Raw genomic sequence first — 26214 nt, 5'->3', positions numbered from 1 at the left:
GTTGATGAGCAATGGAAAGCCATCGCTGGAGGCGGACTTTGCATGAGGGGAGCATAGGTTAGGAAAGAATAAAAAATAACAATAGCCTGTCAAATTGGCATATGCAGAAAAATCAGATACGGGGCAGCGCCCTGGCTGTCAGGTCAGTGCGAAGACACATAGACAGAAGGCTGCGCCGGCGCTGGCAGCGAATAGGTTGCTTTCATCCATTCGACTTCAGCATGGGGTGTGCGGCCGAAGTAGCGCTTGAACTCTCGGCTGAACTGCGATGCGCTTTCATAGCCCACGTTAAAAGCCGCAGATGAGGCCGACATGTCGTCGCGGAGCATCAACAACCTTGCCTGGTGCAGACGAGTCGATTTCAGGTACTGCATGGGTGAGGAGTCGGTGACTGTTCGAAAGTGCAGATGAAAGCTGGGTACGCTCATACTCGCCTCCTGGGCCAGGCACTCGACGTCCAGCCGCTCCTGGTAACAGCTGTGTATCTTGCGAATGGCGCGGGTCACCTTTGCGAAATGGCCTTGCTTGCCAAGGGCCGCCCGCATGGACCCTCCTTGTTCACCTGCGATGATCCGGTAGTAAATCTCGCGCACCAGCGAGGGGCCGAGGATCGGGCCGTCGACCGGATGGCTCATCGCTTCGAGAAAGCGCAGTGTGGACTCGCGCAACATCTCGTCCATCGGCGAGGAATACATGCCTTTGGGACGTTCGTGGGTCGGACCGGATTTTTCGTCAATTTCCAGGATCAGTTCGCCAGCGAGTTTGAAATCCAGGCGCATGTATACCGCCAGCATCGGTTCCTCTTCGCTGGCGTCGGTCTCCATGGTGAAAGGCACTGGCACAGACACCACCAGGTAGTGCTGGGCGTCGTAAAGGTAGACCTCATCGCCCAGATAGCCGAGCTTGCGCCCCTGGCACAGGATGACGATGCCAGGCTCGTAGAGCACTGGCGTGCGGGTCAGCGGGCGATTGGAGCGCAGGAAGCGTATGTCTTCCAGTGCGCTCAGGTTGTAGCCCTCCAGGGGGGCCAACTGCTCCATCAGTTGGACCATGCGCCGGGTTCGCGCTGCAAAATGATTCATAGGCCCCTCTTGCGGTTTCACGAAGCGTGACCATCCGTAGAGCGTGTCAGTGCTTCCCATTGGTCGATGTCACGCAGGGATTGCGTCAGCTTTTCGCGCACAAAGCCTATCGCATCGCTGCCGAGCAGCAGGTGGGCCGGTGGGTTGTCGCTGGCGATCAACTGCAGCATGGCTTGCGCAGCTTTTTGCGGGTCCCCCAACTGGTGGCCGCTTTTCGCTTCGCGCGCCTGGCGTACCGGATCAAAGCTGGCATCGTAGTCGGCGATGCTGCGGGGCGTACGCTGCATCGAGCGGCCGGCCCAATCGGTGCGAAATGAGCCTGGCGCCACAGCGGTGACAAAAATGTTGAATGGCTTGAGTTCTTTGCTCAGGGTGTCGGAGATGCCTTCCAGCGCGAACTTGCTGGCGCAGTAGTAGGCGATACCCGGCATCGTGATGGTGCCGCCCATGGACGTGATGTTGATGATGTGCCCGCTGCGGCGCTGGCGGAAGTACGGCACAAACGCCTTGGTCACGGCAACGGCGCCGAACACGTTGACGTCGAACTGACGACGCATTTCTTCCAGCGGCGACTCTTCGAAAATGCCCTCATGGCCGTAACCTGCGTTGTTCACCAGGACATCCACCGGGCCGTAGCGGGTCTCGATCTCGGCAACGACGCTGTCGATCCGCTCAAAGTCGGTGACATCCAGGATCACGCCATGAGCACGCTCCGCTGATAATGCCTCGAACGTTTGCAGCGCGGCTTCGTTGCGAACGGTACCAATGACACGGTGGCCTGCAGCCAGTGCCTCGGTCGCGAGGGCTTTGCCAAAGCCGCTGCTGATGCCGGTGATGAACAGGGTTTTGCGAGTGCTCATGGAAATTCCTCTCGGTTACTGAGTGCTAATGGTAGCCAAGCCACCGCTGGCGACCTATGCCGGATCATCTATGAGGCTTGCCTATTCCTATTCGCTTCTACTCGTACTCTCAATTGTCCCGATGTGGCTCGATTGACGCAGGCTGATGCGTGGTCCGGCCCGCCCCAGTGGGTGTCACTGAGGCGGTCGGCACCACTCCACGTTACGTCAGCCAGACATCGACCTGCCGCTCCGCGCCCTCTATAAACACCAAGGCCTCGACCTGCCCCGCCTCTATCAGGTCTTGGCTGACGCCTTTTATCAGTTCAAGCTGCGCGGCGCTGTCGACCAGCTCAACACGTGCTACCGGAGCCTTCATGGATTGGCTGGCGTCAGACTTTGCTTTGCGAATCGCAGACAGCACGCTGCTCAGGCTCATCAATAACTGTTCAACAGCCGCGTCAGGGCAAGCGTCCCCTTGCGGCCAGGGCGCCTTGTGCACTGAGCCGCAATTCCAGGATTGCCAGACCTCCTCACACACAAAGGGTAGAAATGGCGCAAACAGTCGCTGCTGCACGCTCAGCGCATGTGCCAATGCATTACGCGCCGAGTAGCCGTCGGGTCGATAGGCACGACGCTTGACCAATTCGACGTAGTCATCGCAAAACCACCAGAAGAATCCTTCGATACGCGACAACGCCCCGCTGTAGTCGTATGCCTCCAGCGCAACGGTAGCGTCCTGGACTACGCCACCCAAGCGTTCAAGCATGGCTTGATCCAGCGGTTGGTCGATATCCCCGGTGTCATCCTTCGCAAAGCCTTGAACCAACCTCGAAAGATTGAACAGCTTGACGGCCAGGCGGCGGCCGATTTTCATCTGCTGCTCTTCAAAGGCTGTGTCACTGCCGAGCCGCGCCGAGGCCGCCCAATAGCGCACGCCGTCACTTCCATACTGGTCGAGCAAGGCTTGAGGGGTGACCACATTCCCCTTGGACTTGGACATTTTCTTGCGATCAGGATCAAGGATCCACCCGGAAAGCGCGACGTTGCGCCATGGCGCGCAACCGTGTTCAAAATGGCTGCGTACCAGTGTCGAGAACAGCCAGGTTCGGATTATGTCGTGACCTTGGGGCCTGAGGTCCATCGGGTATATTTTGGCAAACAACCCATCGTCCTCTCCCCAGCCGCCGGCAATCTGAGGCGTCAGGGAACTGGTGGCCCAGGTGTCCATGATGTCTTGTTCACCGATAAACCCGTTGGGTTGACCACGTTGTTCGGATCGATAGCCCGGTGGCGTATCCAGGCCCGGATCAACAGGCAGGCTTGCCTCACTGGCGATAATCGGAGCGCCATGCTCGGCTTCGCCTTGTGCGTCCAGGCGATACCAGAACGGAATCGGCACGCCGAACGTACGTTGGCGACTGATTAGCCAGTCTCCATTCAACCCCCCTACCCAATGCTCGTAACGCCTGAGCATGTGCGGCGGATGCCAGTCCAACGCCTGGCCAGCGTCGAGCAACACGTCCCTCAGGTTCGCGTCGCGTCCGCCATTGCGCAAGTACCATTGCCGCGTCGCGAGAATTTCCAAAGGCCGGTCGCCTTTCTCGAAGAACTTTACCGCGTGTTTAATCGGTCGTGGTTCATCTCGCATGGCGCCGCAGTCACGCAACATCGAAACGAGCTGCGTACGAACCTGGGACAGGGTACGGCCGGCCAGGCCTGCGTAGACCTGTTGGCTGCGCGGAGTCGTCAACCAGGAGGGCGTCTCAAGTAACAGGCGCCCGTCCTTTCCCAGGACTGACCGTGTGGGCAGCTGCAACTCCCGCCACCAAATCACATCGGTTAGATCGCCAAAGGTGCAGACCATCGCCAACCCGGTGCCCTTGCCGGGGTCACCCAAAGGGTGGGCCAGCAGCGGAACGTCCAGGTCAAAAATCGGCGCACGCACGGTCTGCCCGAACCTCGCCTGATAACGAGCGTCGTCCGGGTGAGCCACCAGCGCCACGCATGCCATCAGCAACTCAGGTCGAGTCGTAGCAATCTTCAGTTCGGCACCTTCAGCCGCGTCGAAGCCGAGTTCGTGATACGCACCCGCAACCTCGCGCTCCTCAAGCTCTGCCTGGGCTACGGCCGTCTGGAACGTCACATCCCAGAGGCACGGAGCCTCCTGGCTATACAGTTCGCCACGCTGGTAGTTACGCAGTAACGCGCGCTGACTGGCTCGTTGGGAGCGTTCATCAATGGTGGCGTATGAAAGACTCCAATCAACGGACAAGCCCAGTTGCACGAACAGTGCACGGAACGCTTGCTCATCGATGGCCGTCAGCTCATGGCACAACTCGATAAAGTTGCGCCGACTGATGACGGCAAAGTCAGCCCGTTTTAATGGAATTGACTCGGAGGGTTTGAAGCCAGGCTGGTAAGCGGCCAACGCGTCGCAACGTACGCCGTAGAAATTCTCGACCCTGCGTTCGGTCGGCAAGCCATTGTCGTCCCAACCCATGGGGTAGAACACAGCCTTGCCGCGCATCCGCTGGAACCGGGCGATGATATCGGTGTGGGTGTAGCTGAAGACATGGCCAACATGCAACGAACCTGAGGCTGTCGGTGGCGGCGTGTCGATGGAGAATACAGCGTCGCGTTGGGCGCTGTGGTCAAAGGCATACGTGCCTTCGAGCTGCCAATGCTGAGACCAGCGTGTTTCGAGGTTTTCAAGCGAGGGGGTGACGGTTTGATCGTTTAGAACTTCATCACGTTTAACGGTGACATAGCTTCCTCCTGTCAACATCATGGGGCGCAACAACGGTTGTGCGCCGAAGCAAACTTTATATTCAATCGCCTGCGGAAAGTAAAGCCCTTGAACCAGGCCATTTTTTCCACAAAATAGCGTAAAAACAGTCCGGAAGATTTCTCACATTCAACAGGTACCCTATGCACACCCCCGTCACAATCATCGGTGCTGGCCTGGGCGGTCTCATCCTGGCCCGCGTGCTGTACGTCCACGGTATTGCCGCCACCGTCTATGAAGCAGAGCCGTCGGCAACCGCACGCGCCCAAGGCGGGATGCTCGATATCCACGACTACAACGGCCAACTGGCCTTGCAGGCCGCGGGCCTGACGGACGAGTTCCGCGCGCTTATCCTGAAAGGTCGCGAGGCGACTCGGGTGCTTGATTGGCAGGGTGCCACTCTGTTGGATCAACCCGACGACGGCACAGGCGGCCGTCCCGAGGTCATGCGTGGCGAGCTGCGCAAGATGCTCCTCGATTCACTGCCCGCCGGTACTGTGCGCTGGGGCCACAAGGTCAAGAGCGTGCGCGCCCTCGGCGAGGGTCGCCACGAAGTGACCTTCGCCGACGGTACTTGCGTTGCCACCCACCTGCTGGTTGGCGCGGACGGAGCCTGGTCAAAGGTCCGGCCGCTGCTCAGCGACGCTGCCCCCGAGTACATGGGCCGCTCGTTGATCGAAACCTACCTGTATGACAGCGACGCCCGGCACCCGGCCACCTCCAGGGCGGTAGGTGGCGGTGCGATGTTCGCACTTCAACCGGGAAAAGGGATCCAGGCGCACCGTGAGACGAGCGCCACGCTGCACACCTACGTAGTGCTCACCGAATCCCAAAGCTGGTTTGCCGCCATCGATTTCACCGACACGCCAACGGCGGCGGCACGGATCGCGCAGGAATTCGCAGGCTGGTCCCCTGCCCTCACGGCGCTGATCACCGACAGTGACACCGAACTGGTATGGCGCCCGCTCTTTATGCTGCCGGTTGAGCACCGCTGGGAGCGGGCGCCGGGCGTAACGCTGATCGGTGATGCCGCACACCTTGCGGCCCCGAATGGCGAAGGTGCCAACCTGGCCATGTACGATGGTGCCGAACTCGGCAAGGCCATCGCCTCATACCCTGATGACGTCGAAGCCGCCCTGGGCGAATACGAACAGGCTATGTTCCCGCGCAGCGCGCAAATGGCTGCCGAGGGGAATGAACTGCATGAGTTGCTGTTTGGTGACGATGCACCCTATAGCCTGGTCAGCATGTTCAACGGGGCAAGTGCCTGAACAGGGCTCGATAGCCGACCGTATTGGTGGGGTCATTCACACTGGAAGGACTCAAGGACGTTATAAATTTCGGCAACCACCTGCCGTGTCGCGCCCTCGATGGTTCCTTCATTCCGGCATAACACCCAGCCGTGATCCGCAACCGCTCGCTCGAACGCCCGGGTACAGGCGACATGTTCTGCCAGCGTGTGGATCACGGTACTGCTCAGCCCACGCCGGCGTGCCGCGGCCCGTGCCCATGAGATATCAGGGTCGGTGACGACCCCGATATGCAGGTCCGGCACTTGCACGTTTCGATCAATGTTCAACTGCAGGATTTCTGCCAGCGGGACTTCCCGGCGAAACGCGGCATCAGACGGGTACCAGCGGTCGATCAGGACGATGCTGCCTGGAGGCTGTCTAGCCAGCACGTGCCGGGAAATCCACGCGCGGCTATCAGCGAAGCGTTCACAAACCTCCCACTCCAGATCCAGGCCGGGATGCCTGGCGAGTCTGTTAACGAGGGTCATTGTTTCACTTCTGAAGGGATCGCTTTTTCTCTCGCAAAGCCGGATCACCATTCTGTTGTCAGCCCTCAGTGCTTTTGTAACGGCTTCCAGCAATGTGGTTTTGCCGGTGCCCTTGGGCCCATCCATGGAAACAAACAACGGACGGCCAGCCGCCTCGCTCAACACGGCTTGTCGATCCGGCTGCGCATGGTTTCGGCGATCACCCTGGCCAGTGCAGATTGATCGAATGGCTTGGGTAATCGCGTCAATGTGGTCTTGAGGTCCAGGGAGATTTCCGCAAAGCCTGAGGAAAGAATGATGGGAAGGTTGGGATACAACGACTCGATGTTGCCGGCAAGCTCGATCCCGGTCATGTCCGGCATTGCCATGTCTGTCACGACCAGGTCAAAGCACGCGCCTTGCGCCAGGAACGCCAACGCAGCATGCCCATCTCCTGCCGACACAACATGATGGCCCAGGTCTTCAAGCATCGCCCCGGTGCTGATCAGCACCAGCGGGTCGTCATCTACCAGCAGAATCTCGAGGCTTTGCTGATGGGCTGCATCGGGTGTATCTGCAGTTGATGCCAGCGCCGCAGACTGTGTGGTGTCGGTCACCGCCACCGGTAACCAGAGCTCTGCGGTTGTGCCCTCTCCTACCTGGCTCTTCAGCACAAAGTGGCCCTGTGACTGTGCCGCCAGGCCATGCACCATCGAAAGCCCAAGCCCGGTGCCTTTTCCCGCTCCCTTGGTGGTGAAGAACGGCTCCATGGCCCGTTGCAAGGTCGCGTCATTCATCCCGGGGCCGGTGTCGATGACAGAGATGCAAATCAGCCTTTGCGAGTCATTCGCCCCGTCGGGAAACGCATCCTCCCGCGCTGAAATCAGGATCCTGCCCCGACCTTCCATTGCGTCCCGAGCGTTGATCACCAGGTTCATCACAGCCATTTCCAGTTGGCTCATGTCGACCAATACCGGCCGCAGGATCAAGGGGAACTGTGTGTCGACGTTGATGCCTGCGCCCAACATGCGGGACAGCAGGTCTGACATGTTGCGGATCAGATCGCCCACATCCACAGGCTGAGGATCAAGCTCCTGGCGACGGGCAAAGGCCAGCATCCGCTGAGTCAGCGTTGCGCCCCGCTGGGCGCCCGCGATGGCATTATTCAGTAAGGCGCAGGTTCTCGAGTCCTGCGGGACACGCTTCTTGGCGAGTTCAAGACTCCCCAGAATCACCATCAGGAGGTTGTTGAAGTCATGGGCGATGCCGCCGGTGAGCTGGCCCAGGGACTCCATTTTCTGGGATTGGAATAACGCCTCTCGGGTTTCCTTGATCTCCTGTTGAGCCTGCACGCTTTCGGTAACGTCCCGGGTGATCTTCGCAAACCCCACCAGCTCACCCAGTTCATTCTTGATCGGGTCGATAACCACATGGGCGAGGAATCCCGTGCCGTCCTTGCGCAGGCGCCAGCCCTGCCCTTCGTAACGACCTTCCCTGAGCACCGTTTCAAGGGCGCGCTGCGGGACGTTGTGGTCTACGTCCTCACGCTGGAAGAACATGGAGTAATGCCTGCCGATGACTTCTGCCGGCTGATAACCCTTGATGCGCTGGGCGCCGGCGTTCCAGGTGGTGATCACGCCATTGGGGTCCAGCATATACAGCGCGTAGTCGGTGACGCCTTGCACCAGCAGGCTGAATTGCTGCTCGCTCTGGCGCAGCGCCTGTTCCGCGGCCTTACGCTCGGTCAGGTCCCGTGTGACCTTGGCGAAGCCAATCAACGTGCCGTCGTCGGCGCGTATCGGGTCGATGATCACCAGTGCCCAGAGACGAGTTCCATCCTTGCGGATGCGCCAACCTTCGCCCTCGAAGCGCCCTGACTGCTCGGCGCTCTTGAGTGCCCGGCCCGGCAAGTCCGAGGCCAGGTCTTCCGGGGTGTAGAACAGCGAAAAATGCCTGCCCAGCACTTCACTCTGTTCGTACTGCTTGATCTTCCTCGCCCCGGAGTTCCAACTGCGAATCAAGCCGTTCGTATCAAGCATATAGATGGCATAGTCGACCACTGCGTCGACGAGCAGTCGATACCGGTCGTCCTGATTGAAAGGCCCTTGTGCAGGATGGGATGGCATCAGGAAAGTCTCGGGACAAATGAGTGGCTTGAGCCCTCAGTATGTCTAAAAAAATCCCCGGCCCACCAATTTATTCATCTGGACAGTTTTTTTGAGTCAACCGCCGCCGTTGCGCGCAAACCGTGGAATCTTCAATCCCAGGCTTTCCCGCAAGGTCGTACCTTCATAAGCCGTGCGATAGACGCCGCGCTCCTGCAACAACGGGATGACCTCGTGCGTGAAGCGCTTGAACTGCTCCGGATGGCCGATGTAGATATTGAAACCATCCACCGCGCGGGCTTCAAGCCAGTCAGCCATTTTCCGAGCGACGGTATCCGCCGATCCGACAAACGCTCCCGGGCGCAGTTGCCGCCCGAACTCCACCGCCTGGCGCAATGTAAAACCTTTCTCCCGTGCCTGATCGGCAATGCGTTTGGCCGCGGTAAAAAAGCTGCTGCGTGCCGCCTCCAGGCTCTCCTGCGGGAACGGCGCATCAAGGTCGTACTGGCTGAAATCATGCCAGCCGAAATTGCGTCCGAACTCCTTCAGCGCCAGCTCGAAACTGTGGTCGGCCTGATGGTAGTGCCGCTCGATTTCACGCGCCTGTTCATCGGTATCGCCTACATAAATCTCGGCGCCGGGCATCACCAGCAATTGCTTCGGGTCACGGCCATGTTGCAGCGCCCTGCCCTTGATATCCCGATAAAAAGCCTGGCCCTGCTCGATGCTGGCCGCATGGGTAAAGATCACATCGGCCGTGGCTGCGCCGAGGTCGCGGCCTTGTCCGAATCGCCAGCCTGGAAGATCACCGGTTGGCCCTGGGGTGAGCGCTGGATATTCAGCGGCCCGACCACGGAAAAGTGCTCGCCCTTGTGATTCAGGCTGTGGAGTTTGGCGGGGTCGAGAAACCGACCGGTGGCGCGGTCACGCACGAAGGCCTCTTCCTCATAGGAGTTCCACAGGCCCTGCACGACCTGGACGTGTTCGGCCGCCCGGCCATAGCGGGTGTCGTAGTCATAATGTTCGTCGCGGCTGTAGTTGCCGGCGGTACCGGCGTCGCCGCTGGTGACCACGTTCCAGCCGGCGCGGCCTTTGCTGATCAGGTCGAGTGAGGCCAGGCGCCGCGCGACGTTATAGGGCGAGTTGTAAGAGGTCGTCAGCGTACCGACCAGGCCCAGGTGCCGGGTGCTTACGGCAAGTGCCGATAACAGCGTCAGCGGCTCCAGCCGGTTCAGGTAGTGGGATGGCGAACCCGGTGTGATGAATTGGCTGTCGACGATGAACATCAAGTCGAACAATGCCGCCTCGGCCTGGCGTGCAATGTCGATGTACCAGTCGACGTTGACGCTGGCATCGGCCGGCAATTGCGGGTCGAGCCACAGATTGTGGCGGCCGGGCCCGCCGCAGCCCATGGTCAGGGCGCCGAGTTTGAGCTGTCTTTTAGTCATGTCCTACGTATTCCTGGAAACGTTCAGGGCTGGGTTCTGGCGACGGCTGGTTGCAAGGACGCCGCGAAGGAGTCGTCGAACAGCTTGGCTGCCGGGTAAGACTTGACCAGTCCCTGGCTTGCGAAAAAGTCCACGGTCTTTTGTGCTTCTACAGGCGACTGGGCTGTCACCGGTTCGACCGTCGTGCGTGCCCGGGCAAACCAGGCGCGGGCAATGTCGGCATCTGCGCGGGTGCGCTTGGCCCAGGCATCTGCATACGCGTCGGCGTTGGCCGGGCTTTGGCGCGTCCAGTCACGGGCTTTCTTCAGGCGTTGGAGAAAATCGCTGATTTGCGCACGCTTGTTATCGACGGCCCTGGTGCTGGCGGCGACGAAACTCTGGGCCGGGATCAGCCCGTCTGCGGTCGCCAATACCCGTGCGCCCTGGCGTTCCTGTTGGGTGACGTAGGGTTCCCAGGTGGCGATGACGTCGACCGAACCGCCTTCCAGTGCGTGGGAAGCATCCAGTGCACTGAGGTAACGCAACTCCAGGGCGTCTTTCGGCACGCCGGCCTTATCCAGTGCGGTCAGCAGCAGTTGCTGGCTCCAGGAGCCTTTCCAGATGGCGGCGCGCTTGCCTTTGAGGTCCGCAAGGCTGTGGATCGAGGAATCCTTTTTCACCAGGATGGCCACGCCCTCGAGGTTTTGCCGGCTGATGGCAATCACCTTGATCGGTGCGCCGAGTGCACCGAGGAACAGCACGGGCGCATCGCCGAGCAGGCCGATGTCGAGGCTGTTGGTATTGAGGGCTTCCGCCACCGGAGACCCGGCAGTGAATTGCTTCCATTCAAGGGTGTAGGGCAGATCATCCAGCACCCCCGCCGCTTCCATCACGGCCTGGGCGTTGTAGCTTTGGTCTCCGACCACCAGCGTTTGCGCGTTCGCGGTCAGGCACAGCAGCGTGGCGGCCAACCCGGCCGCCAGTTTTGTCAGGTAACGCACGTTCGTCTCCAGATGCCTTCTCAAGCATTGAAAGTCGATCCGCGCGTGCGGTCTCGGCAGTGTTCGTAGGGAGGGCTACGATGAGGGGCTGACGGCCGCATGTAAAATACTTATAACGCATAACCTAATTCGATATTAATGCGTTAAATGCATTTTTTGGGGGGGTCGGCGCGCACGGACATTGCGTACCCGCCTGCACCACCTACACTGATTTGAATTCGGCGACTCTCGCGCCATTTTTTCAGCCGTATGGCCCGATGCCCGCGCACTCATTGCTCAACAAATAAAGCAGTTAACCAACTGATTAATCAGAGTAAATATGAAAGAGCAGCCTCGGCAGCTTGCATCGGCACCGCAACCAGTGGCGCACAGCCGCGCCCTTTTTCGACCACCCCACCTTCTGGCTCCCTTGAGCCTGCTGTGCATCGCCCTCGCCGGATGCACCGTCGGGCCCGATTTCGCGCGTCCTGAGGTGCCGGCGAACGCCGATTATTCACGAGAAAAACTCACCTCCACCGCCAAGGCCGATATCGACACCGGCGGTGCGGCACAGCGGCTGATCGCCGGGATGGATATTCCCGGGCAATGGTGGACGCTGTTCCGCTCGCCGGAATTGAACGCGCTGGTGGAAGAAGCCTTGCGCGCCAACCCGGATGTCACCGCCGCGCAGGCGGCATTGCGCCAGGCCAACGAGCTGGTCTATGCCGACCAGGCGTCGCTGTTTCCCTCGGTGAGCGGCAACGTGCAGAAGGCCCGCGAGAAAGTATCGGGCGTCACCTCGGGCCTGCCGGAGTCGCCGATTCTCACGGTGAGCTCGGCGTCGCTGAGCGTGTCCTATGCCCCGGATGTATTCGGCGGCACGCGCCGGCAAATTGAATCCACCTCGGCCCAGGCCGAGTACGAGCGCTTCCAGTTGGAGGCGACCTACCTCACGTTGACCTCCAATGTGGTGAACACCGCAGTCAGCCTGGCCTCTATACGCGACCAGATCGCCGCCACCGAAACCATCATTCGGCTACAGAGTGATCAGCTCGACGTCCTGCAGGCGCAGCGCCGGCTGGGTGCGATCGGTGACACCGACGTGCTCACACAGCAGACCGCGCTGGCGCAAACCCGTGCCACCTTGCCGCCCCTGCAAAAGCAGTTCGCCCAGACCCGCAACCAGTTGATGGCCTACCTCGGCCGGTTTCCCAACCAGGACCGGGACGAGCGCTTCAACCTCGCCTCCCTGCACCTGCCCGAAGAACTGCCGCTCAGCCTGCCTTCGGCCATCGTTGGCCAGCGGCCCGATGTGCGTTCCGCGCAGGCGCAACTGCATCAGGCCAGTGCCAATATCGGCGTGGCCGTCGCCAATCAGTTGCCCCAGTTCAGCATTACCGGGTCGGTGGGCTCCACGGTGGCCAGCGGGACCAAATTGTTTTCGGCGGGCAGTGGGGTCTGGAGCCTAGCCGGGTCGATCACCCAACCGATCTTTGATGCCGGCGCACTCGAACATCGCAAACGCGCTGCCGTGGCCGCCTATGACGAATCGGCAGCCCGCTACCGTGGCACGGTGATCGGCGCGTTCCAGGACGTGGCCAACGCACTGCGGGCGCTGGAGGCGGATGCCGATGCGCTCAACCAGCAGGTGGTGGCCGAGCGCTCTGCCCAAGCCAACCTGGACCTGGTGCAGGCGCAGTTCAAACTCGGTGCCGTGGCGTACATCAACCTGCTCACGGCCCAGCAAACCTACCAGAACACCGTGCTGGCCCGGGTCAGGGCGCAGGCCTCCCGCTACAGCGACACCACCGCGCTCTTCCAGGCATTGGGTGGCGGATGGTGGAACCGTGCCGATGTGGACCCTGCCACCAAGGGCCGGCCTGATCGGTTCGGCCTGCCTTCGTGGAACGAGATCATGCCGGCCAGGAACGAGGCAGCGCCTGCCGATTCGGCACGGTTCAACTGAACTGAACTCTTGAAACAGCGAGAACATCCATGGCTGACGTCATAACCGCCTCTCCCCTGCCCACCGAGCCCGGCGCACCGCGCAAGCGCCGACTGTGGCGGCCGATGATCATCATGATCGTGGTGGTGCTGGTGATTGTGGCGATCATTGCCGGGGTGAAGTTCGTGCAGATTTCGGCGCTGATCGCCCAGTCGAAAATGCCCCTGCCCGCCTCCGTGGTCACGGCCATGAAGGTGCCGTTCAGCGACTGGCAACCGAATGTCAGCGCCGTGGGCTCAATGAAAGCGGTCAGGGGGGTGGATGTGACCACTGAAGTGGGCGGCATCGTGCGCACCATCGGCTTCACGCCCGGGCAAGAAGTGGCGGCCCAGGCGCTGCTCGTCCAGCTGAATGCCGACTCGGACATCGCGCAATTGCATTCCCTTGAGGCCACGGCCGACCTGGCGGTGATCGTCCTCAAGCGTGACAAGGCGCAACTGGCGGTTAACGCCATCTCCCAGGCACAAGTGGACACTGACACCGCCGACCTCAAAGCCAAGCTCGCCGCCGCCGAACAACAGCGCGCGCTGGTGGCGAAAAAAACCATCCGCGCACCGTTTGCCGGGCGCATCGGCATCACCAGCGTCAACCCTGGCCAATACCTCAACCCCGGCGACAAGATCGCCACGCTGCAAACCTTCGATCCGATCTACATCGACTTCACGGTGCCCCAGACTCAAATGGAGGCCATCGCCATCGGCCAAGGGGTTTCGGTAACGGCCGACGGACTGTCGAATCAAACCTTCACCGGCAAGATCAGCACCATCGACACCCAGTTCGACGCCACCACGCGCAATGTCACCGTGGAAGCCACCGTCGACAACCCCAAGCAGAACCTGGTGCCCGGGATGTTTGCCCGCGCCGTGGTCAACTCCGGTGCGACGCAGCGCTACCTCACCGTTCCGCAGACATCGGTGACCTACAACCCTTACGGCACCACAGTATTCATTGCCACATCGAGCAAGAACGACAAGGGTGAGGAAGTCCTCACCGCGCAACAGACTTTCATCAAGACCGGGCCGACCCGGGGCGATCAGGTGGCGATCCTGTCGGGTGTGAAGGAAGGCGATCTGCTGATCACCAGCGGCCAGATGAAGCTCAAGAATGGCTCGCCGGTGAAGGTCGATAACAGCGCCGCGCCGCTGAACGATCCTGCGCCGACTCCCCAAGAACACTAAAGGTGTCCCATGAAGCTTACCGATACCTTTATCCAGCGGCCGGTTTGGGCGATTGTCGTCTCGCTGTTCATCCTGATCCTGGGGCTGCGCTCGATCTTCGAATTGCCGGTGAACCAATGGCCACGCACCGAAAATACCGTGGTCACCATCACCACCGCCTACTACGGCGCGGACGCCTCCACCGTTGCCGGCTTTATCACCCAGCCGCTTGAATCGGCCATCGCCCAGGCCCAGGGCATTGACTACCTGTCTTCAACCAGCATCACCGGTGTCTCGACGATTACCGCCACGCTGCGGCTGAATTACGACGCGAGCAAGGCCCTCACCGAGATCAACACCCAGGTCAACTCGGTCAAGAACCAACTGCCGGCGCAGTCCCAGGAACCGGTGCTGACGGTGGCGGTCGGGCAGACCACAGACGCCATGTACCTGGGTTTCTACAGCGACACCCTGCCCACCAACAACATCACCGACTACCTGGTGCGGGTGGTCAAGCCCAAGCTGGACTCAATCCAGGGCGTGCAAACCGCAGAAATCCTCGGCGGGCGCCAGTTCGCCCTGCGCGCCTGGATGGACCCGAACAAACTGGCGGCGCATAACGTGACAGCCCAGGACGTGTCCACCGCCCTGGCCAACAACAACTACCTGTCTGCCGTCGGTTCCACCCGTGGGCAAACGGTGACGGTCGACCTGACGGCCGGGACCGACTTGCACACGGTGGATGAATTCAAGCGGCTGGTGGTCAAGCAGAAAGGCGATGCACTGGTGTACCTGGAGGACGTGGCCACCGTCACCCTCGGCGCCGAAAGCTACGACAGCAGCGTGGCGTTTTCCGGCAAGCGCTCGGTGTTCATCGGCATCAAGACGGCGCCGACTGCCAATATCCTGACGGTGGCCGACAGCGTGCGCGAGGCCTTCCCCGAGCTGCAATCCCAGTTGCCCACCGGGGTACGCGGCGAGATCGTGTATGACTCCACGGAGTTCATCAACACCTCGATCTATGAGGTGGTGAAGACCTTGGTCGAGGCGATGATCATTGTGTCGGTGGTGATCTACCTGTTCCTCGGCTCGTTCCGCGCGGTGATCGTGCCGCTGGTGGCGATCCCGCTGTCGCTGGTCGGGACCTTCTTCATCATGTACCTGCTGGGGTACTCGATAAACCTGCTGACCCTGCTTGCCCTGGTATTGGCGATCGGCCTGGTGGTGGACGACGCGATTATCGTGGTGGAAAACGTCGACCGGCATATCAAGGAAGAAGGCAAAGGCGTGCTGGAGGCTGCGCTGGTTGCCGCGCGGGAACTGGGTGGGCCGATCATCGCGATGACCGTGGTGCTGATCGCGGCCTACGTGCCCATCGGGCTGCGCAGCGGCCTTACCGGTGCGCTGTTCAAGGAGTTCTGTTTCTCGCTGGCGGGTGCCGTGACTGTGTCGGCCGTGGTGGCGTTGACGCTTTCGCCGATGATGACCTCCCGGCTGTTCAAGACCGGGCAGGAAGAAGGTCGTTTCGCCCGCAAGCTCGATCAGTACTTTGACTGGTTGCGGGGCCGTTACCACCGCGTACTCTCGGGCGGCCTGAACGTATGGCCGGTGCTGGTGACGTTTGGTTTTGTGCTGTTCCTGCTGGTGGCCGCCAGCGGCATGACCGCCAAAAGCGAACTGTCGCCCACCGAGGACCAGGGGCTGGTGTTCATGCAGATCAAGGGCCCGCCCACTGCCTCGCCGCAGCAGATGGAGCGCATCGCCGACCAGGCCTTCCAGATCGCCAACAAAGAGCCGGAATACGCGCAGATGTTCCAGCTGACCGGGTTGCCTATCCTCAACCAGGGCCTGGGCGGTGTGCTGCTGAAAAACTGGGGCGACCGCTCGCGCTCCCAGGCCCAACTGATATTGGAACTCCAGCAGAAATGGAACCAGGTGCCGAGCGCCACCATCGCCGCCTTCCCCCTGCCGTCGCTGCCGGGCGCCCAGGGCTTGCCGGTGCAGTTCGTGATCACCACCACCGACTCGGTGGAAAACCTCAACGAAGTCGCCCAGGCCGTGGTGGCCGAGGCCCAAAAACAACAGCTGTTCTATTTCTCCGACATGGACCTGAAACTCGACAAGCCACAAGCCAAGCTGGTGGTGGACCGGGAAAAAATCGCCGCACTGGGCATGACCCAGGCCGACGTCGGTGCGGCGCTGTCCGCGGCACTGGGCGGCAACTACGTGAACTACTTCTCCACTGCCGGGCGCTCGTACAAAGTCATTCCCCAGGTGTTGCAGGTTGATCGCCTCAACCCGGACCAGATTCTCGATTACTACATTCGCACGCCATCCGGCAGCATGATCCAGGCGCGCACCGTGGCGCATATCGAAACCTCGACCCAGCCGGAATCCATCAACCACTTCCAGCAACTCAACTCGGCGACCCTGTCGGGCGTCAGCGGCGTGGCCCAGGGCGAACTGCTGGCGAAACTGAACACCATTCTGACCAATATTGCGCCGTCGGGTTACACCTCGGACTTCTCCGGCGAATCACGCCAGTTCATGCAGGAATCCGGCGGGTTCTTCGGCCTGCTGATGTTTTCGATCCTGATCGTGTACCTGGCCCTGGCGTTTCAGTTCGAGAGTTTCCGCGACCCGGTGGTGATCCTGTTCTCGGTGCCCCCTGCACTCTTCGGCGCGTTGGCGTTTATCACCATGGGGTTTGCCTCGATCAACGTGTACACCCAGGTGGGGCTGGTGACGTTGCTGGGGTTGATCACCAAGCACGGGATCCTGATCGTGCAGTTTGCCAACGAGTTGCAGCGCGCCGGTCACAGCAAGCGCGAGGCCATAGAAGAAGCCGCCGGCGTGCGTCTGCGGCCGATCCTGATGACCACCGCCGCCATGGTGCTGGGCGTGGTGCCGCTGGTGTGGGCCTCCGGTGCCGGGGCTGCGGGACGGCATGACATGGGCCTGGTGATCTTCGCCGGGTTGTCGATCGGTACCGTGCTGACGCTGTTCATGGTGCCGGCGATGTATATGTTCATTGGCTCCACGCACCATCAGGAGGCGGAACAGCCGGTCCCCGTGTAGGAGCGAGCTGGCTCGCTCCTGCAGTGGATCAGTGGGTCAGATCACTACCCGCAGCGCCAAGCCTTCATACGCATCCAGCGTGATGGTGAAATCACCCTCGGGTGTCAGATCGCCCTCCACCCGCTCATTGATGATGTCCACCACCGGCCCGGGCGCAATATCGGGCAGGTGCAGGGTTTCAGTAATCGGCGTCGAGCCGAAGTTCAGCGCCGTGATCTGAGTACCTTTGCCCGCCGGCAGCTCGTGCACCATGATCAACAGCCCCGGGTGCTGCACATCCGGCACCAGGATCTGGCGGCTGGCGGCGATGTCGTAGGCTCGGCGCACCGCGAGGATTCTTTGCAGTTGCGAGGCAAACGAATCCGGGTCGGCCAACTGGCTGATCAGGCTGCCATACAAGGTTTTCGGGCGCGGCATCTGCCCGGCGGATTGCTCCGCATCCGGATTCAGGTCCACCAGGTCATAGGCGCCTCGATGGATCCAGCGTGTGTCGCCATCCAGCATCAAGTGGGCCACCTCCTGCGCCGGTAACGGCAATGCGCCCACCAGGTCCCAGCCGGACAGTGCAAACACCCCCGGTTGCATCGCGTTGTACATCACCAGCAGCAGGTGAATCTGGCGGATCTGCTGGATATCCGCCGGGGTAATCGCCTCAAGGTCGCGAATGCCCAGCGCCGCCGTAATGATGCTGGCGGTGGTGCAGGACACGCCGTTGGTCACGAACTTCAGGTTATACGGCGCGTGTTCGCCAGCCAGGCGTTCGTACATCTGCTCGCGGATATGCTCGCGCAGGATGCCGCCGGGAAAGGTCTGCCCCTGATAGAGGTAGGTGTCATGGGCGTGCAACGTCCAGAAGTGCACCAGTTCCAGGGTCAGCTCGTCATGGTTCTGCAAGGCGTGGATCAGCGAGCCGGGGTCGATGCCCAGGGTGTGCATCTCCCGCAGCATCAGGCGCAGGAATTCGGTGTCGCCCATCAATAACGCGTGCTGGTAAGCCGGGCGCGTGATGAAGTCGTAGGACAGGTCTGCGCCGCCGTGGGACATGGCGGCGATGTCGTCCACCGTCAGGTTCAATTCCTGGAAGCTGAAACCGCCCGCCTTGCGAATCGCGCCGCCCAGGATCTGGTTGCCGGTGATGGACAGCGGATGGCTTTCAGACCAGGCGTTACCTTCCAGTTTTCGTTCCACGCCAAGGAAACCGTTGGCGTCCAGGCGCAGGATCTTCGCCCCCATCACGTCGATGGCGTGCAGGGCGTCGCCGATGATCATCTGCTGCGCGGCGAAGGTCGGGTCCAGCCAGTTCAGCGACGGCTGCCCTTCCTTGAAGTAATGCAGGTACACCCAGCGCCGGGGCTTGCCGTCCACGCCGATGACCACATCGGTCGCGCTCCAGTCGGTTTCCTTGACCCCGGGCTCGAAGAAGATCACCCGTTGCAACTGGCCGACGATGTAGTGCTTGTCCCTGAGTACGTCGACCTGCTGTGGGCTGAGGTTCTGCGCATCGCGGCCCTCGCTGATGTCGGGCAGCAGCGGCCAGTCTTCTTCGCGGATCTCCACCATGTGGTAGAGCCCGGGATAGTCTTCGTAGGCCATCTCGGCCAGGCGGAAGTCCGCGCCCTTGCCGGTGTGGGACGGGATCACATCGTCAATGATCACCGCGTTGTGCGCCGCGGCGATGCGGGCCAGCGCCTGAAGCTGGGCTTCGGTGCCCAGTTGCGGGTCGATGTCGAAGCTGATGCGGTCAAAATTGCCGTCAATGGTGGGAGTGTGCTCGGTACCGGATAGACCGCCCGAGCGTTTCAACGGGCCGTTATGGATGCCCTGGATGCCGATTTTCGACAGCGCGTGCCACAAGGTTTCATCGCCCAGGGCCTCCAGTACGCTGCCGTTCTCACGGGTGACGATGGACGCCGGATAGGCCGTGAACCACACCGATGCCAGGGCTGAAGCATCACGGGGCCGGGTATGGGCATATGGCTGTTGCCACAACCGGCCTTGCCCCGAATAAAGCCTGGCGCGCTGCTTGGCGGCATGCAGCATCGATTGTTCCACCAGCCAGGCCACATGTTTCTTATCGGCGTCCGTCATAAATCAATCACCTGCACCCATGAAGTAGTCGGTTGCGGTGGCTGCATATGAACCACCGTTCGTTACTGTATGAGGCCCCGGGCGGCGATTCGTTGCATCCGGGATGGCGACCCTTCCCCGGCCTAGACCCATCCACCGTCCACAATGAAGTTCTGTGCGGTACACATCGCCGATACATCAGAGGCCAGGAACAGCGCCATATTGGCGATATGTTCCGGCTCCACACTGCCCGGCAGGCACTGGCTGCGGGCGATCAACTCCCGGGCCGCGTCATCCACCCACATCGCCAGTTGTTTCTCGGTCATCACCCAGCCCGGCACCAGCGTATTGACCCTGATACGGCTGGGCCCAAGCTCCCGCGCCAGGGCCCGGGTCATGCCGTGGGCGGCGGCTTTGCTGGCGGCATATACCGGGTAGCCGCTGGAAGCCATCATCCAGCCGATGGAACCCAGGTTGATGATCGACCCGCCGCCTGCGGCCTTCATCATCGGCACCACGGCCCGGGCCGCGAAAAACCCGTGCTTCAGGTTGACCGAAATCAGTTGGTCGAACCGCTCCGAGTCGATTTCATCCAGGGTGTGCCGAACGTCATTGGCGGCATTATTCACCAGCACGTCGATCGGCCCGAGGCTCTGCGCCAGGCACGCTATCGCGGCCTTGTACGCGATCTCGTCGGTGATATCGCAATGGGCGAATTCGACGGCATGGCCCTCGGCCGACAATATCGCCGCCAATCGGTCGCCCTGCCCTTGCGCCCGGTCCACGAAGGCTACCTTGGCCCCCTGGCGTGCGAAGGCACGCACCATGGCCTCGCCTATCCCGGAAGCACCGCCGGAGATCAGCACGGTTTTATCCCGCAGGTCCGGGTACATCGCCTGCGCGCCGGGCTGTTTTTCAGTGTTCATGGGGCAGTCACTCCGCTGTATTTAGTCTTATTTTATATTGCATGTTTTGCGATATTGGCTATAAATCAGCCCTGCAGCCGAATAAATAGTAGAACTATTTAATCAACAACAATAAAGGTAGCTCAGTCATGCGGCAATCCCGATTCCTGCTTACCGGCCTTGGCCTCTCCCTGGCGGTGGCCAGCCTGGGCGCTCAGGCGGCTGGCTTGTCCAGCGAACACAAACCCTTCGGCAAAACCAATGACGGCACCGCCGTCGAGCAGTATGTATTGCGTAACAGTCATGGCGTACAAGCCACGGTCATCACCTATGGCGCGGTTTTGCAGTCGCTGAAAGTACCCGACAAACACGGCCAGTTCGCCGACGTGGTGCTGGGCTTCGATGACGTCCAGGGCTACCAGGCCGGTACTGCGTTCTTCGGCGCGACCATCGGCCGTTTTGGCAATCGCCTGGACAAGGGCAGCTTTGAACTGGACGGCAAACGCTATCAAGTGCCCCTCAACGACGGGCCGAACTCGCTGCACGGCGGCCCGCAAGGTTTCGACAAGCATGTGTGGAAAGCCCAGCCGGTCAAGCAGGACGATTCGGTGGGCGTGACCCTGAGCTACCTGTCAAAGGACGGCGAGATGGGTTTCCCCGGCAACCTGAAAGTCGATGTCACCTATAGCCTCAACGACAAGAACGAACTGCACATCGACTACAAGGCCACCACCGACAAACCCACGGTGCTCAACCTCACCAACCACAGTTACTTCAACCTCGCCGGCGCCGGCAGCGGTGATGTGCTCAAGCAGGTCGCCACCCTGCATGCCAGCCATTACACCCCGGTCAACAGCACCCTGATTCCCACCGGCGAACTGGCCCCGGTCGCCGGCACGCCGATGGACTTTCTCAAGCCCACTGCCATCGGCCAGCACATCAAGGACGATCATCCCCAGCTGAAATTCGCCGAACCTAAACAAGGCGGCTTTGACTTCAACTGGGTGCTGGATGCCAAAGGTGATATCGGCAAACTGGCCGCCGACGTTCGTGACCCGCAGTCCGGTCGCCGCTTGCAGCTGTATACCAGCGAGCCTGGCGTGCAGTTCTATACCGGCAACTTCCTCGACGGGACGATCAAGGGCAAGGGTGGCAAGCCTTACGCCCACTGGAGTGCGTTCACCCTGGAAACCCAGCATTTTCCCGACGGCCCCAACCAGCCGAGCTTCCCCTCTACCCGTCTCGATCCTGGCCAGACCTACACGCAGAATACCGTGCTGAAATTCTCTGCTGACTAAACCTGTGGGAGCTGTCGAGCTTTGGCGAGGCTGCGATGACGGCGGCACTATCAATATCCAAGGTGCCTGACCCACCGCTATCGCAGCCTCGCCAAAGCTCGACAGCTCCCACAGTACCGGCGTTAGCAGGGCTGCCGGGAAACGTCAGCGGCCATCAGTTCCACAAACCGATCTTTTCCAGCTCCTGCTTGAAGTTCTCGCGGGTGATCAGCGTCACCTCATCCATGGCCGTGTACTTCGGCGGCTCCTTACCCGTAGTGACCCACTCGAACATCATGCTCGCGGTGTTGTAGCCCTCGATGTGCGGGCTGGGCAGCATCGAGCCGAAGAAGCCGCTGTTGGCTTTCTTCAATTCGCCAATGGCATCGGTGCCGTTGATGCCGATGCCGATGACATTCGCCGCCGCAAACCCGGCGCTTTCGGTGGCGCGCACGCCGCCAAGCACGGTGTTGTCATTCATGCCGCCGATGATCAGGTTTTTCGCGCCGCCGGGCAGCTTGACCAGCGCCGAGTTGGTGGCGTCCATGCTGCCGGGGACGTCGAGGGTCTTGAGGGCTGCGTACAGGATGTGGTCATCCGGAATACCCGCAGCCTTCAGGGATTTGACCGAGCCATCAGTGCGCTTTTTACCGGTATCGAGTTCGTTGTAGGTGTTGATCACCGCATAGGTGTCCTTCCAGTCCCAGCCACGTTTTTTCGCTTCAGTGGCCATGGCACTGCCCTGCTTCTCGCCCACTTCAAACGCGGCCATGCCCAGGTAAGGCACGTCTTCCATGAAGTTGCCCTTGGCGTCCACAAAACGGTCATCCACGGCGATCACTTTCAAGCCGTTGGCTTTGGCCTTGGCCATGATCGCCGGGCCGAGGGACACGTCCGGCGGGCAAATCACAAAACCCTTGGCACCGTTGGCCGCCAGGCTGTCGATGGCCGAGAGGGTTTTCTCGCCGTCGGGCACGGCGATCTTGATCACCTCGAAGCCCTTGTCCTTGCCGGCCTTTTCGGCGAAGGCCCATTCGGTCTGGAACCAGGGCTCTTCCGCCTGCTTGACCAGAAAGCCGATCTTCACCGGCTCGGCCGCCAGCAACAGGCTGCTCAGGCCGACGGCGGACACCGCCACAGCGGCGCAGCACAGGGAACGGATACCACGACGACGATTCATAGGGTGACTCCTTGTTGTTGTTTTTGAGTGCGTTAAACAGCCTGTTGGTTATCCTGCAAAGCGGTGGCAGGTTTTCCCCGGCACATCGACCTCAATGGCCAGCACCGCACCGTCCAGCGGGTGATCCAGCGGGCTGGCGGCACTGGTGATGTACAAGGTCTTGAGGTCGGGGCCTGCGAACACGCAACTGGTGGGACGGCTGACCGGCAATTCGATGACCCGGTCAACTTCACCGTCCGGCGTCAGCCGCAGCAGGCAGCTGCCGTCCCAGCGGGCGTTCCAGATATAGCCTTCGGCGTCCATGGCCGAGCCGTCCGGGCCACCCCGGGAGTGAGGCCCGAACCAGACTTGCGCAGGTGCGAGCTGGCCCTGTTCATTAATCGGATATTGATAGAGCGTGCCGTCCAGGCTGTCGCCGAAATGCACGTGGGTGGCGGCGTCGTTCCAGAGCAAGGTGTTGGGAATGCCCAAGCCTTGCAGCAACGGCGTGACCTGCCCGTCGGTATCGACCCGGAACAGGCCGCCGGAACGTCGCAGCACCGGCAAGTCTTCACCGTGCTCGCCGATGTTGTTCTGCATGGTGCCCAGCCACAGCCGGCCCTGGGCGTCGCAGCGGGCTTCGTTGGCACGGTTGCCCGCTTGCGGATCGGCGACGCAAAGCAAGGTCAGGCGCGGATCGCTCGGCGTCGAATCGAGGTCGAGACGATACACGCCGCTGCTCAGGGTCACCAGTGCATCGCCGCTGGCGCACGGAATAAACGCCGAGACCGGCTCAGGCAATTGCCAGGTGTGCAATTGCCCGCCCTGCAGGCGCAAGGCCTGCTGGCCGATGATGTCCACCCAATACAAGGCCTGGCCCGGTACATCCCAGAACGGCCCTTCGCCCAGCCGAGCCCGGTGCGGTGTGACTGCGGTCCACGACATGAAACCTCCTGCTTTCTTGTTGTTTTCAGGTGGTACCGGTTACAGCGCGTTGCGCGACGGCTGCCCATCTACCAGACGCTGAATGCGCAACGGGTTGGCATTCTTCAGCGCGTCGGGGAGCAGGCTATCAGGGTAATTCTGAAAGCACACAGGTCGCAGGAAACGCTCGATCGCCAGGGTGCCCACGGAAGTGCCACGGGCATCCGAAGTCGCCGGATACGGCCCGCCATGGACCATCGCGTCACACACCTCGACGCCCGTGGGGTAGCCGTTGAGCATGATGCGGCCAACCTTTTGCTCCAGCAGCGGCGTCAACTCGCCGAACTGGGTGAAATCCGCCGGCTCGCCGATGATCGTCGCGGTCAATTGGCCGTGCAGGCCGTGCAACGCCGCAGCGAGTTGGGCCTGGTCGGCGACTTCCACGAACACCGTGGTGGGGCCGAACACTTCCTCCTGCAGCACTTCATCGCCGTTGATCAGCAGGCTGGCGTCCGCTTTGAATAGCTGTGGCTGCGCCTGATTGCCGGTTTGCGTCTGGCCCGCCAGGTGCTCGATGCCAGGATGGGCCAGCAGCGTGTGCAGGCCTTTGCCGTAGCTGTTCAAGGTGCCGGCATTGAGCATGGTTTGCGCGGGCTGGCCGCCGATCAGTTGGGCGACCTGTTGGGTGAAGCCTGTGAACGCTGGCGAGGCAATCCCGATCACCAGCCCCGGGTTCGTGCAGAACTGGCCGCACCCCTGCACCACCGAGGCGACCAGGTCGCGGGCGATGGTGTCTGCCCGGGTTTGCAGGGCCTGGGGCAAGACGATCACCGGGTTGATGCTGGACATCTCGGCGAACACCGGGATCGGTTGCGGGCGTGCCGCCGCCATATCGCACAACGCCCGGCCGCCTTTGAGCGAGCCGGTGAAACCCACGGCCTGGATCGCCGGGTGCTTGACCAGCGCTTCCCCCACACCGCCGCCGAAGATCATGTTGAACACGCCGCCGGGCATACCTGTGCGCTCGGCCGCCCGCATGATCGCATCGGCGACCCGCTCGGCGGTGGCCATGTGGCCGCTGTGGGCCTTGAACACCACCGGGCAACCGGCCGCCAGCGCGGCGGCGGTGTCGCCACCGGCAGTGGAAAAGGCCAGGGGGAAATTGCTCGCCCCAAACACCGCGACCGGCCCCAGGCCGATGCGGTATTGGCGCAGATCCGGGCGCGGCAAGGGCTGACGATCCGGCAGCGCCTGGTCGATCCGCGCGCCGTAGAAATCACCGCGCCGCAGTACCTTGGCGAACAACCGCATCTGGCCGCTGGTACGACCGCGCTCACCCTGGATACGCCCGGCGGGCAACGCCGTTTCGCGGCAGACCAGGGCGACAAAGTCATCGCCCAGGGCGTCCAGTTCATCGGCTATCGCCTCCAGGAACGACGCACGATGCTGCGCGCTCAGGCTGCGATAAGCCGGGTAAGCCTGAGCGGCGGCGTTGGCCGCGGCGTCGACCTCCTGCGCGGTGGCCTGGTAGAAATCAAAGGGCAATGCCTCGCCACTGGTGGCGTCGATGCTCTGCAGGGTGATGCTGCCGGCAGCGCTGCGCTGGCCGCCGATGTAGTTGTGGCCACAAATCCGGGTCATGCCTGTCTCCTTCAAAGGGTGCCTATGCCGCCAGGTGCCACGCCGCTGTTGGCCACGGCAATTCCGTTGATCAATGGCGCGCCGAATTCGGCCTGGCTGATTTCAAACACATCGCCTGGCTGGGTACGAATGCCGTCGGCAAACGACAAGGTGGCGGTGCCGAAGAAATGGATATGCACGTCACCTGGGCGCAGGAACTGGGTGTATTTGAAATGGTGGTATTCAAGGTTTTCGAGGCTGTGGCACATGTTGGCTTCGCCACTGAGGAATTCGTGCTGCCACAACACCTCGCCATTGCGCACGATACGGCTGGTGCCCGCCAGGTGCCGGGGCAGTTCACCCAGGCGCAACTCGGGACCATAGCTGCAACTGCGCAGCTTGGAGTGGGCCAGGTACAGGTAATTCTTGCGCTCCATCACGTGGTCGGAAAACTCGTTGCCCACCGCGTAGCCCAGGCGATACGGCTTGCCGTCGTGACCAATCACATACAGCCCGGCGATTTCCGGCTCTTCGCCGGCGTCTTCGGCAAACGCCGGCCACGGGAATGGCTGGCCCGGACGCACCACGATGCTGCCGTCGCCCTTGTAGAACCATTCCGGCTGCACACCGGCCTGGCCAGCAGCCGGTTTGCCGCCCTCCACGCCCCATTTGAAGATGCGCATGCTGTCGGTCATCGCGCTTTCGTCACTGGCGTTCTGGTGCATCTTGTCCCGCGCCGACGCACTGCCCAGGTGGGTCAGGCCGGTACCGCTGACCAGCGTGTGGGCCGGGTCCGGGTGATCCAGCGGTGGCAAGATCTTCTGCGCGGCCAGCAGTCTGGCGTAGTCGTGGCTCTCGGCCAGGCCGAGGTGGTCTATGTGCTGTTGCAGGGTGACGCCAGCCTCGATGGCGGCGAGTGCCAGGTCGCGTACCGTGCGGGCGGCCCGCACCTCGCGTACCTGATCGCCGTCGACCACGCCCACTCGGCGTTCGCCGTTGTTCAATTCAAACTGCACTAACCCCATGAGTGTTCTCCTGATTG

17 protein-coding genes and 1 pseudogene are annotated in these 26214 nt (G+C 61.5%); 5 read left to right on the top strand and 13 right to left on the bottom strand.

Annotation, left to right across the window (positions count from 1 at the left end; genetic code table 11):
* Positions 1–143 precede the first annotated feature (143 nt).
* The 3 genes from ACIOMR_RS03675 to valS all read right to left on the bottom strand — a co-directional run bounded on the left by ACIOMR_RS03675 (position 144) and on the right by valS (position 4712).
* Positions 144–1082 (bottom strand): AraC family transcriptional regulator, encoded by a 939-nt coding sequence (locus ACIOMR_RS03675; protein WP_003217685.1) that lies wholly within the window; start codon positions 1080–1082, stop codon positions 144–146.
* 17 nt (positions 1083–1099) lie between these two features.
* Entirely contained in the window at positions 1100–1942 is an 843-nt protein-coding gene (locus tag ACIOMR_RS03670; protein WP_003217687.1) for an oxidoreductase, read from the bottom strand.
* A 202-nt stretch (positions 1943–2144) separates the two neighbouring features.
* Positions 2145–4712: a valine--tRNA ligase gene (gene valS / locus ACIOMR_RS03665; protein ID WP_401192270.1), complete on the bottom strand. Its 2568-nt coding sequence runs from the start codon at positions 4710–4712 to the stop codon at positions 2145–2147.
* Between the two features lie 140 nt (positions 4713–4852).
* Between valS and ACIOMR_RS03660 the strand changes: the two genes are divergently transcribed.
* Complete coding sequence (locus ACIOMR_RS03660) at positions 4853–5980, top strand: NAD(P)/FAD-dependent oxidoreductase (RefSeq protein ID WP_178903471.1); 1128 nt, start codon at positions 4853–4855, stop codon at positions 5978–5980.
* A 32-nt stretch (positions 5981–6012) separates the two neighbouring features.
* Here the strand turns inward: ACIOMR_RS03660 and ACIOMR_RS03655 are convergent, their stop codons facing one another.
* The 4 genes and pseudogenes from ACIOMR_RS03655 to ACIOMR_RS03640 all read right to left on the bottom strand — a co-directional run bounded on the left by ACIOMR_RS03655 (position 6013) and on the right by ACIOMR_RS03640 (position 11001).
* Positions 6013–6615, bottom strand: coding sequence for a dTMP kinase (locus ACIOMR_RS03655; RefSeq protein ID WP_401192501.1), 603 nt, complete (start codon positions 6613–6615; stop codon positions 6013–6015).
* Between the two features lie 32 nt (positions 6616–6647).
* Positions 6648–8594, bottom strand: coding sequence for a PAS domain S-box protein (locus ACIOMR_RS03650; protein WP_401192266.1), 1947 nt, complete (start codon positions 8592–8594; stop codon positions 6648–6650).
* Positions 8595–8690: 96 nt separating this feature from the next.
* Positions 8691–10021 (bottom strand): annotated as a pseudogene (locus ACIOMR_RS03645) (LLM class flavin-dependent oxidoreductase).
* Between the two features lie 23 nt (positions 10022–10044).
* Positions 10045–11001: an ABC transporter substrate-binding protein gene (locus ACIOMR_RS03640; protein ID WP_008433361.1), complete on the bottom strand. Its 957-nt coding sequence runs from the start codon at positions 10999–11001 to the stop codon at positions 10045–10047.
* A 409-nt stretch (positions 11002–11410) separates the two neighbouring features.
* Between ACIOMR_RS03640 and ACIOMR_RS03635 the strand changes: the two genes are divergently transcribed.
* The 3 genes from ACIOMR_RS03635 to ACIOMR_RS03625 all read left to right on the top strand — a co-directional run bounded on the left by ACIOMR_RS03635 (position 11411) and on the right by ACIOMR_RS03625 (position 17220).
* Positions 11411–12946, top strand: coding sequence for an efflux transporter outer membrane subunit (locus tag ACIOMR_RS03635; RefSeq protein ID WP_401192263.1), 1536 nt, complete (start codon positions 11411–11413; stop codon positions 12944–12946).
* Between the two features lie 104 nt (positions 12947–13050).
* A complete protein-coding gene (locus tag ACIOMR_RS03630) occupies positions 13051–14163 on the top strand; it encodes an efflux RND transporter periplasmic adaptor subunit (RefSeq protein ID WP_008433355.1) in 1113 nt (370 codons plus the stop codon).
* A 9-nt stretch (positions 14164–14172) separates the two neighbouring features.
* Positions 14173–17220: an efflux RND transporter permease subunit gene (locus ACIOMR_RS03625; protein ID WP_401192260.1), complete on the top strand. Its 3048-nt coding sequence runs from the start codon at positions 14173–14175 to the stop codon at positions 17218–17220.
* 36 nt (positions 17221–17256) lie between these two features.
* On the opposite strand, the gene treS is transcribed toward ACIOMR_RS03625, so the two are convergent.
* Together treS and ACIOMR_RS03615 are read right to left on the bottom strand one after the other, a co-directional pair.
* Positions 17257–19308 carry a maltose alpha-D-glucosyltransferase gene (treS, locus tag ACIOMR_RS03620; RefSeq protein WP_401192257.1) on the bottom strand — a complete coding sequence of 684 codons (2052 nt, stop codon included), beginning with the start codon at positions 19306–19308 and terminating at the stop codon, positions 17257–17259.
* 122 nt (positions 19309–19430) lie between these two features.
* Positions 19431–20213, bottom strand: coding sequence for an SDR family NAD(P)-dependent oxidoreductase (locus ACIOMR_RS03615; RefSeq protein WP_003217767.1), 783 nt, complete (start codon positions 20211–20213; stop codon positions 19431–19433).
* 128 nt (positions 20214–20341) lie between these two features.
* Here ACIOMR_RS03615 and ACIOMR_RS03610 point away from each other — a divergent pair, with 128 nt between their 5' ends.
* Positions 20342–21490, top strand: coding sequence for an aldose epimerase family protein (locus tag ACIOMR_RS03610; protein ID WP_102369085.1), 1149 nt, complete (start codon positions 20342–20344; stop codon positions 21488–21490).
* A 154-nt stretch (positions 21491–21644) separates the two neighbouring features.
* On the opposite strand, the gene ACIOMR_RS03605 is transcribed toward ACIOMR_RS03610, so the two are convergent.
* From ACIOMR_RS03605 to araD1, 4 genes are read right to left on the bottom strand one after another with little or no spacing between them, the layout of a single operon-like run.
* The gene (locus ACIOMR_RS03605) at positions 21645–22649 is read right to left on the bottom strand and encodes a substrate-binding domain-containing protein (protein ID WP_003217769.1); all 1005 of its coding nucleotides are present in this window, start codon (positions 22647–22649) and stop codon (positions 21645–21647) included.
* A gap of 48 nt (positions 22650–22697) precedes the next feature.
* Positions 22698–23573: an SMP-30/gluconolactonase/LRE family protein gene (locus ACIOMR_RS03600; RefSeq protein WP_102369086.1), complete on the bottom strand. Its 876-nt coding sequence runs from the start codon at positions 23571–23573 to the stop codon at positions 22698–22700.
* A 39-nt stretch (positions 23574–23612) separates the two neighbouring features.
* Positions 23613–25193 (bottom strand): aldehyde dehydrogenase (NADP(+)), encoded by a 1581-nt coding sequence (locus tag ACIOMR_RS03595; protein WP_401192252.1) that lies wholly within the window; start codon positions 25191–25193, stop codon positions 23613–23615.
* Positions 25194–25204: 11 nt separating this feature from the next.
* Complete coding sequence (gene araD1, locus ACIOMR_RS03590) at positions 25205–26197, bottom strand: AraD1 family protein (protein ID WP_134326635.1); 993 nt, start codon at positions 26195–26197, stop codon at positions 25205–25207.
* Positions 26198–26214: the final 17 nt, after the last annotated feature.

This window comes from Pseudomonas sp. NPDC087814, assembly GCF_044742865.1.
Lineage (GTDB): Bacteria > Pseudomonadota > Gammaproteobacteria > Pseudomonadales > Pseudomonadaceae > Aquipseudomonas.
This window is presented reverse-complemented; position numbering and strand designations above follow the sequence as displayed.

Excerpts from the sequence above, each read along its gene's own strand:
- araD1 (WP_134326635.1), bottom strand. The coding sequence starts at position 26,197 with ATGGGGTTAGTGCAGTTTGAATTGAACAACGGCGAACGCCGAGTGGGC.
- ACIOMR_RS03655 (WP_401192501.1), bottom strand. The coding sequence starts at position 6,615 with ATGGATGGGCCCAAGGGCACCGGCAAAACCACATTGCTGGAAGCCGTT.
- ACIOMR_RS03625 (WP_401192260.1), top strand. The coding sequence starts at position 14,173 with ATGAAGCTTACCGATACCTTTATCCAGCGGCCGGTTTGGGCGATTGTC.
- ACIOMR_RS03630 (WP_008433355.1), top strand. The coding sequence starts at position 13,051 with ATGATCATCATGATCGTGGTGGTGCTGGTGATTGTGGCGATCATTGCC.
- ACIOMR_RS03660 (WP_178903471.1), top strand. The coding sequence starts at position 4,853 with ATGCACACCCCCGTCACAATCATCGGTGCTGGCCTGGGCGGTCTCATC.
- ACIOMR_RS03675 (WP_003217685.1), bottom strand. The coding sequence starts at position 1,082 with ATGAATCATTTTGCAGCGCGAACCCGGCGCATGGTCCAACTGATGGAG.
- ACIOMR_RS03595 (WP_401192252.1), bottom strand. The coding sequence starts at position 25,193 with ATGACCCGGATTTGTGGCCACAACTACATCGGCGGCCAGCGCAGCGCT.
- treS (WP_401192257.1), bottom strand. The coding sequence starts at position 19,308 with ATGACGGACGCCGATAAGAAACATGTGGCCTGGCTGGTGGAACAATCG.
- ACIOMR_RS03670 (WP_003217687.1), bottom strand. The coding sequence starts at position 1,942 with ATGAGCACTCGCAAAACCCTGTTCATCACCGGCATCAGCAGCGGCTTT.
- ACIOMR_RS03615 (WP_003217767.1), bottom strand. The coding sequence starts at position 20,213 with ATGAACACTGAAAAACAGCCCGGCGCGCAGGCGATGTACCCGGACCTG.
- valS (WP_401192270.1), bottom strand. The coding sequence starts at position 4,712 with ATGATGTTGACAGGAGGAAGCTATGTCACCGTTAAACGTGATGAAGTT.
- ACIOMR_RS03610 (WP_102369085.1), top strand. The coding sequence starts at position 20,342 with ATGCGGCAATCCCGATTCCTGCTTACCGGCCTTGGCCTCTCCCTGGCG.
- ACIOMR_RS03605 (WP_003217769.1), bottom strand. The coding sequence starts at position 22,649 with ATGAATCGTCGTCGTGGTATCCGTTCCCTGTGCTGCGCCGCTGTGGCG.
- ACIOMR_RS03600 (WP_102369086.1), bottom strand. The coding sequence starts at position 23,573 with ATGTCGTGGACCGCAGTCACACCGCACCGGGCTCGGCTGGGCGAAGGG.
- ACIOMR_RS03650 (WP_401192266.1), bottom strand. The coding sequence starts at position 8,594 with ATGCCATCCCATCCTGCACAAGGGCCTTTCAATCAGGACGACCGGTAT.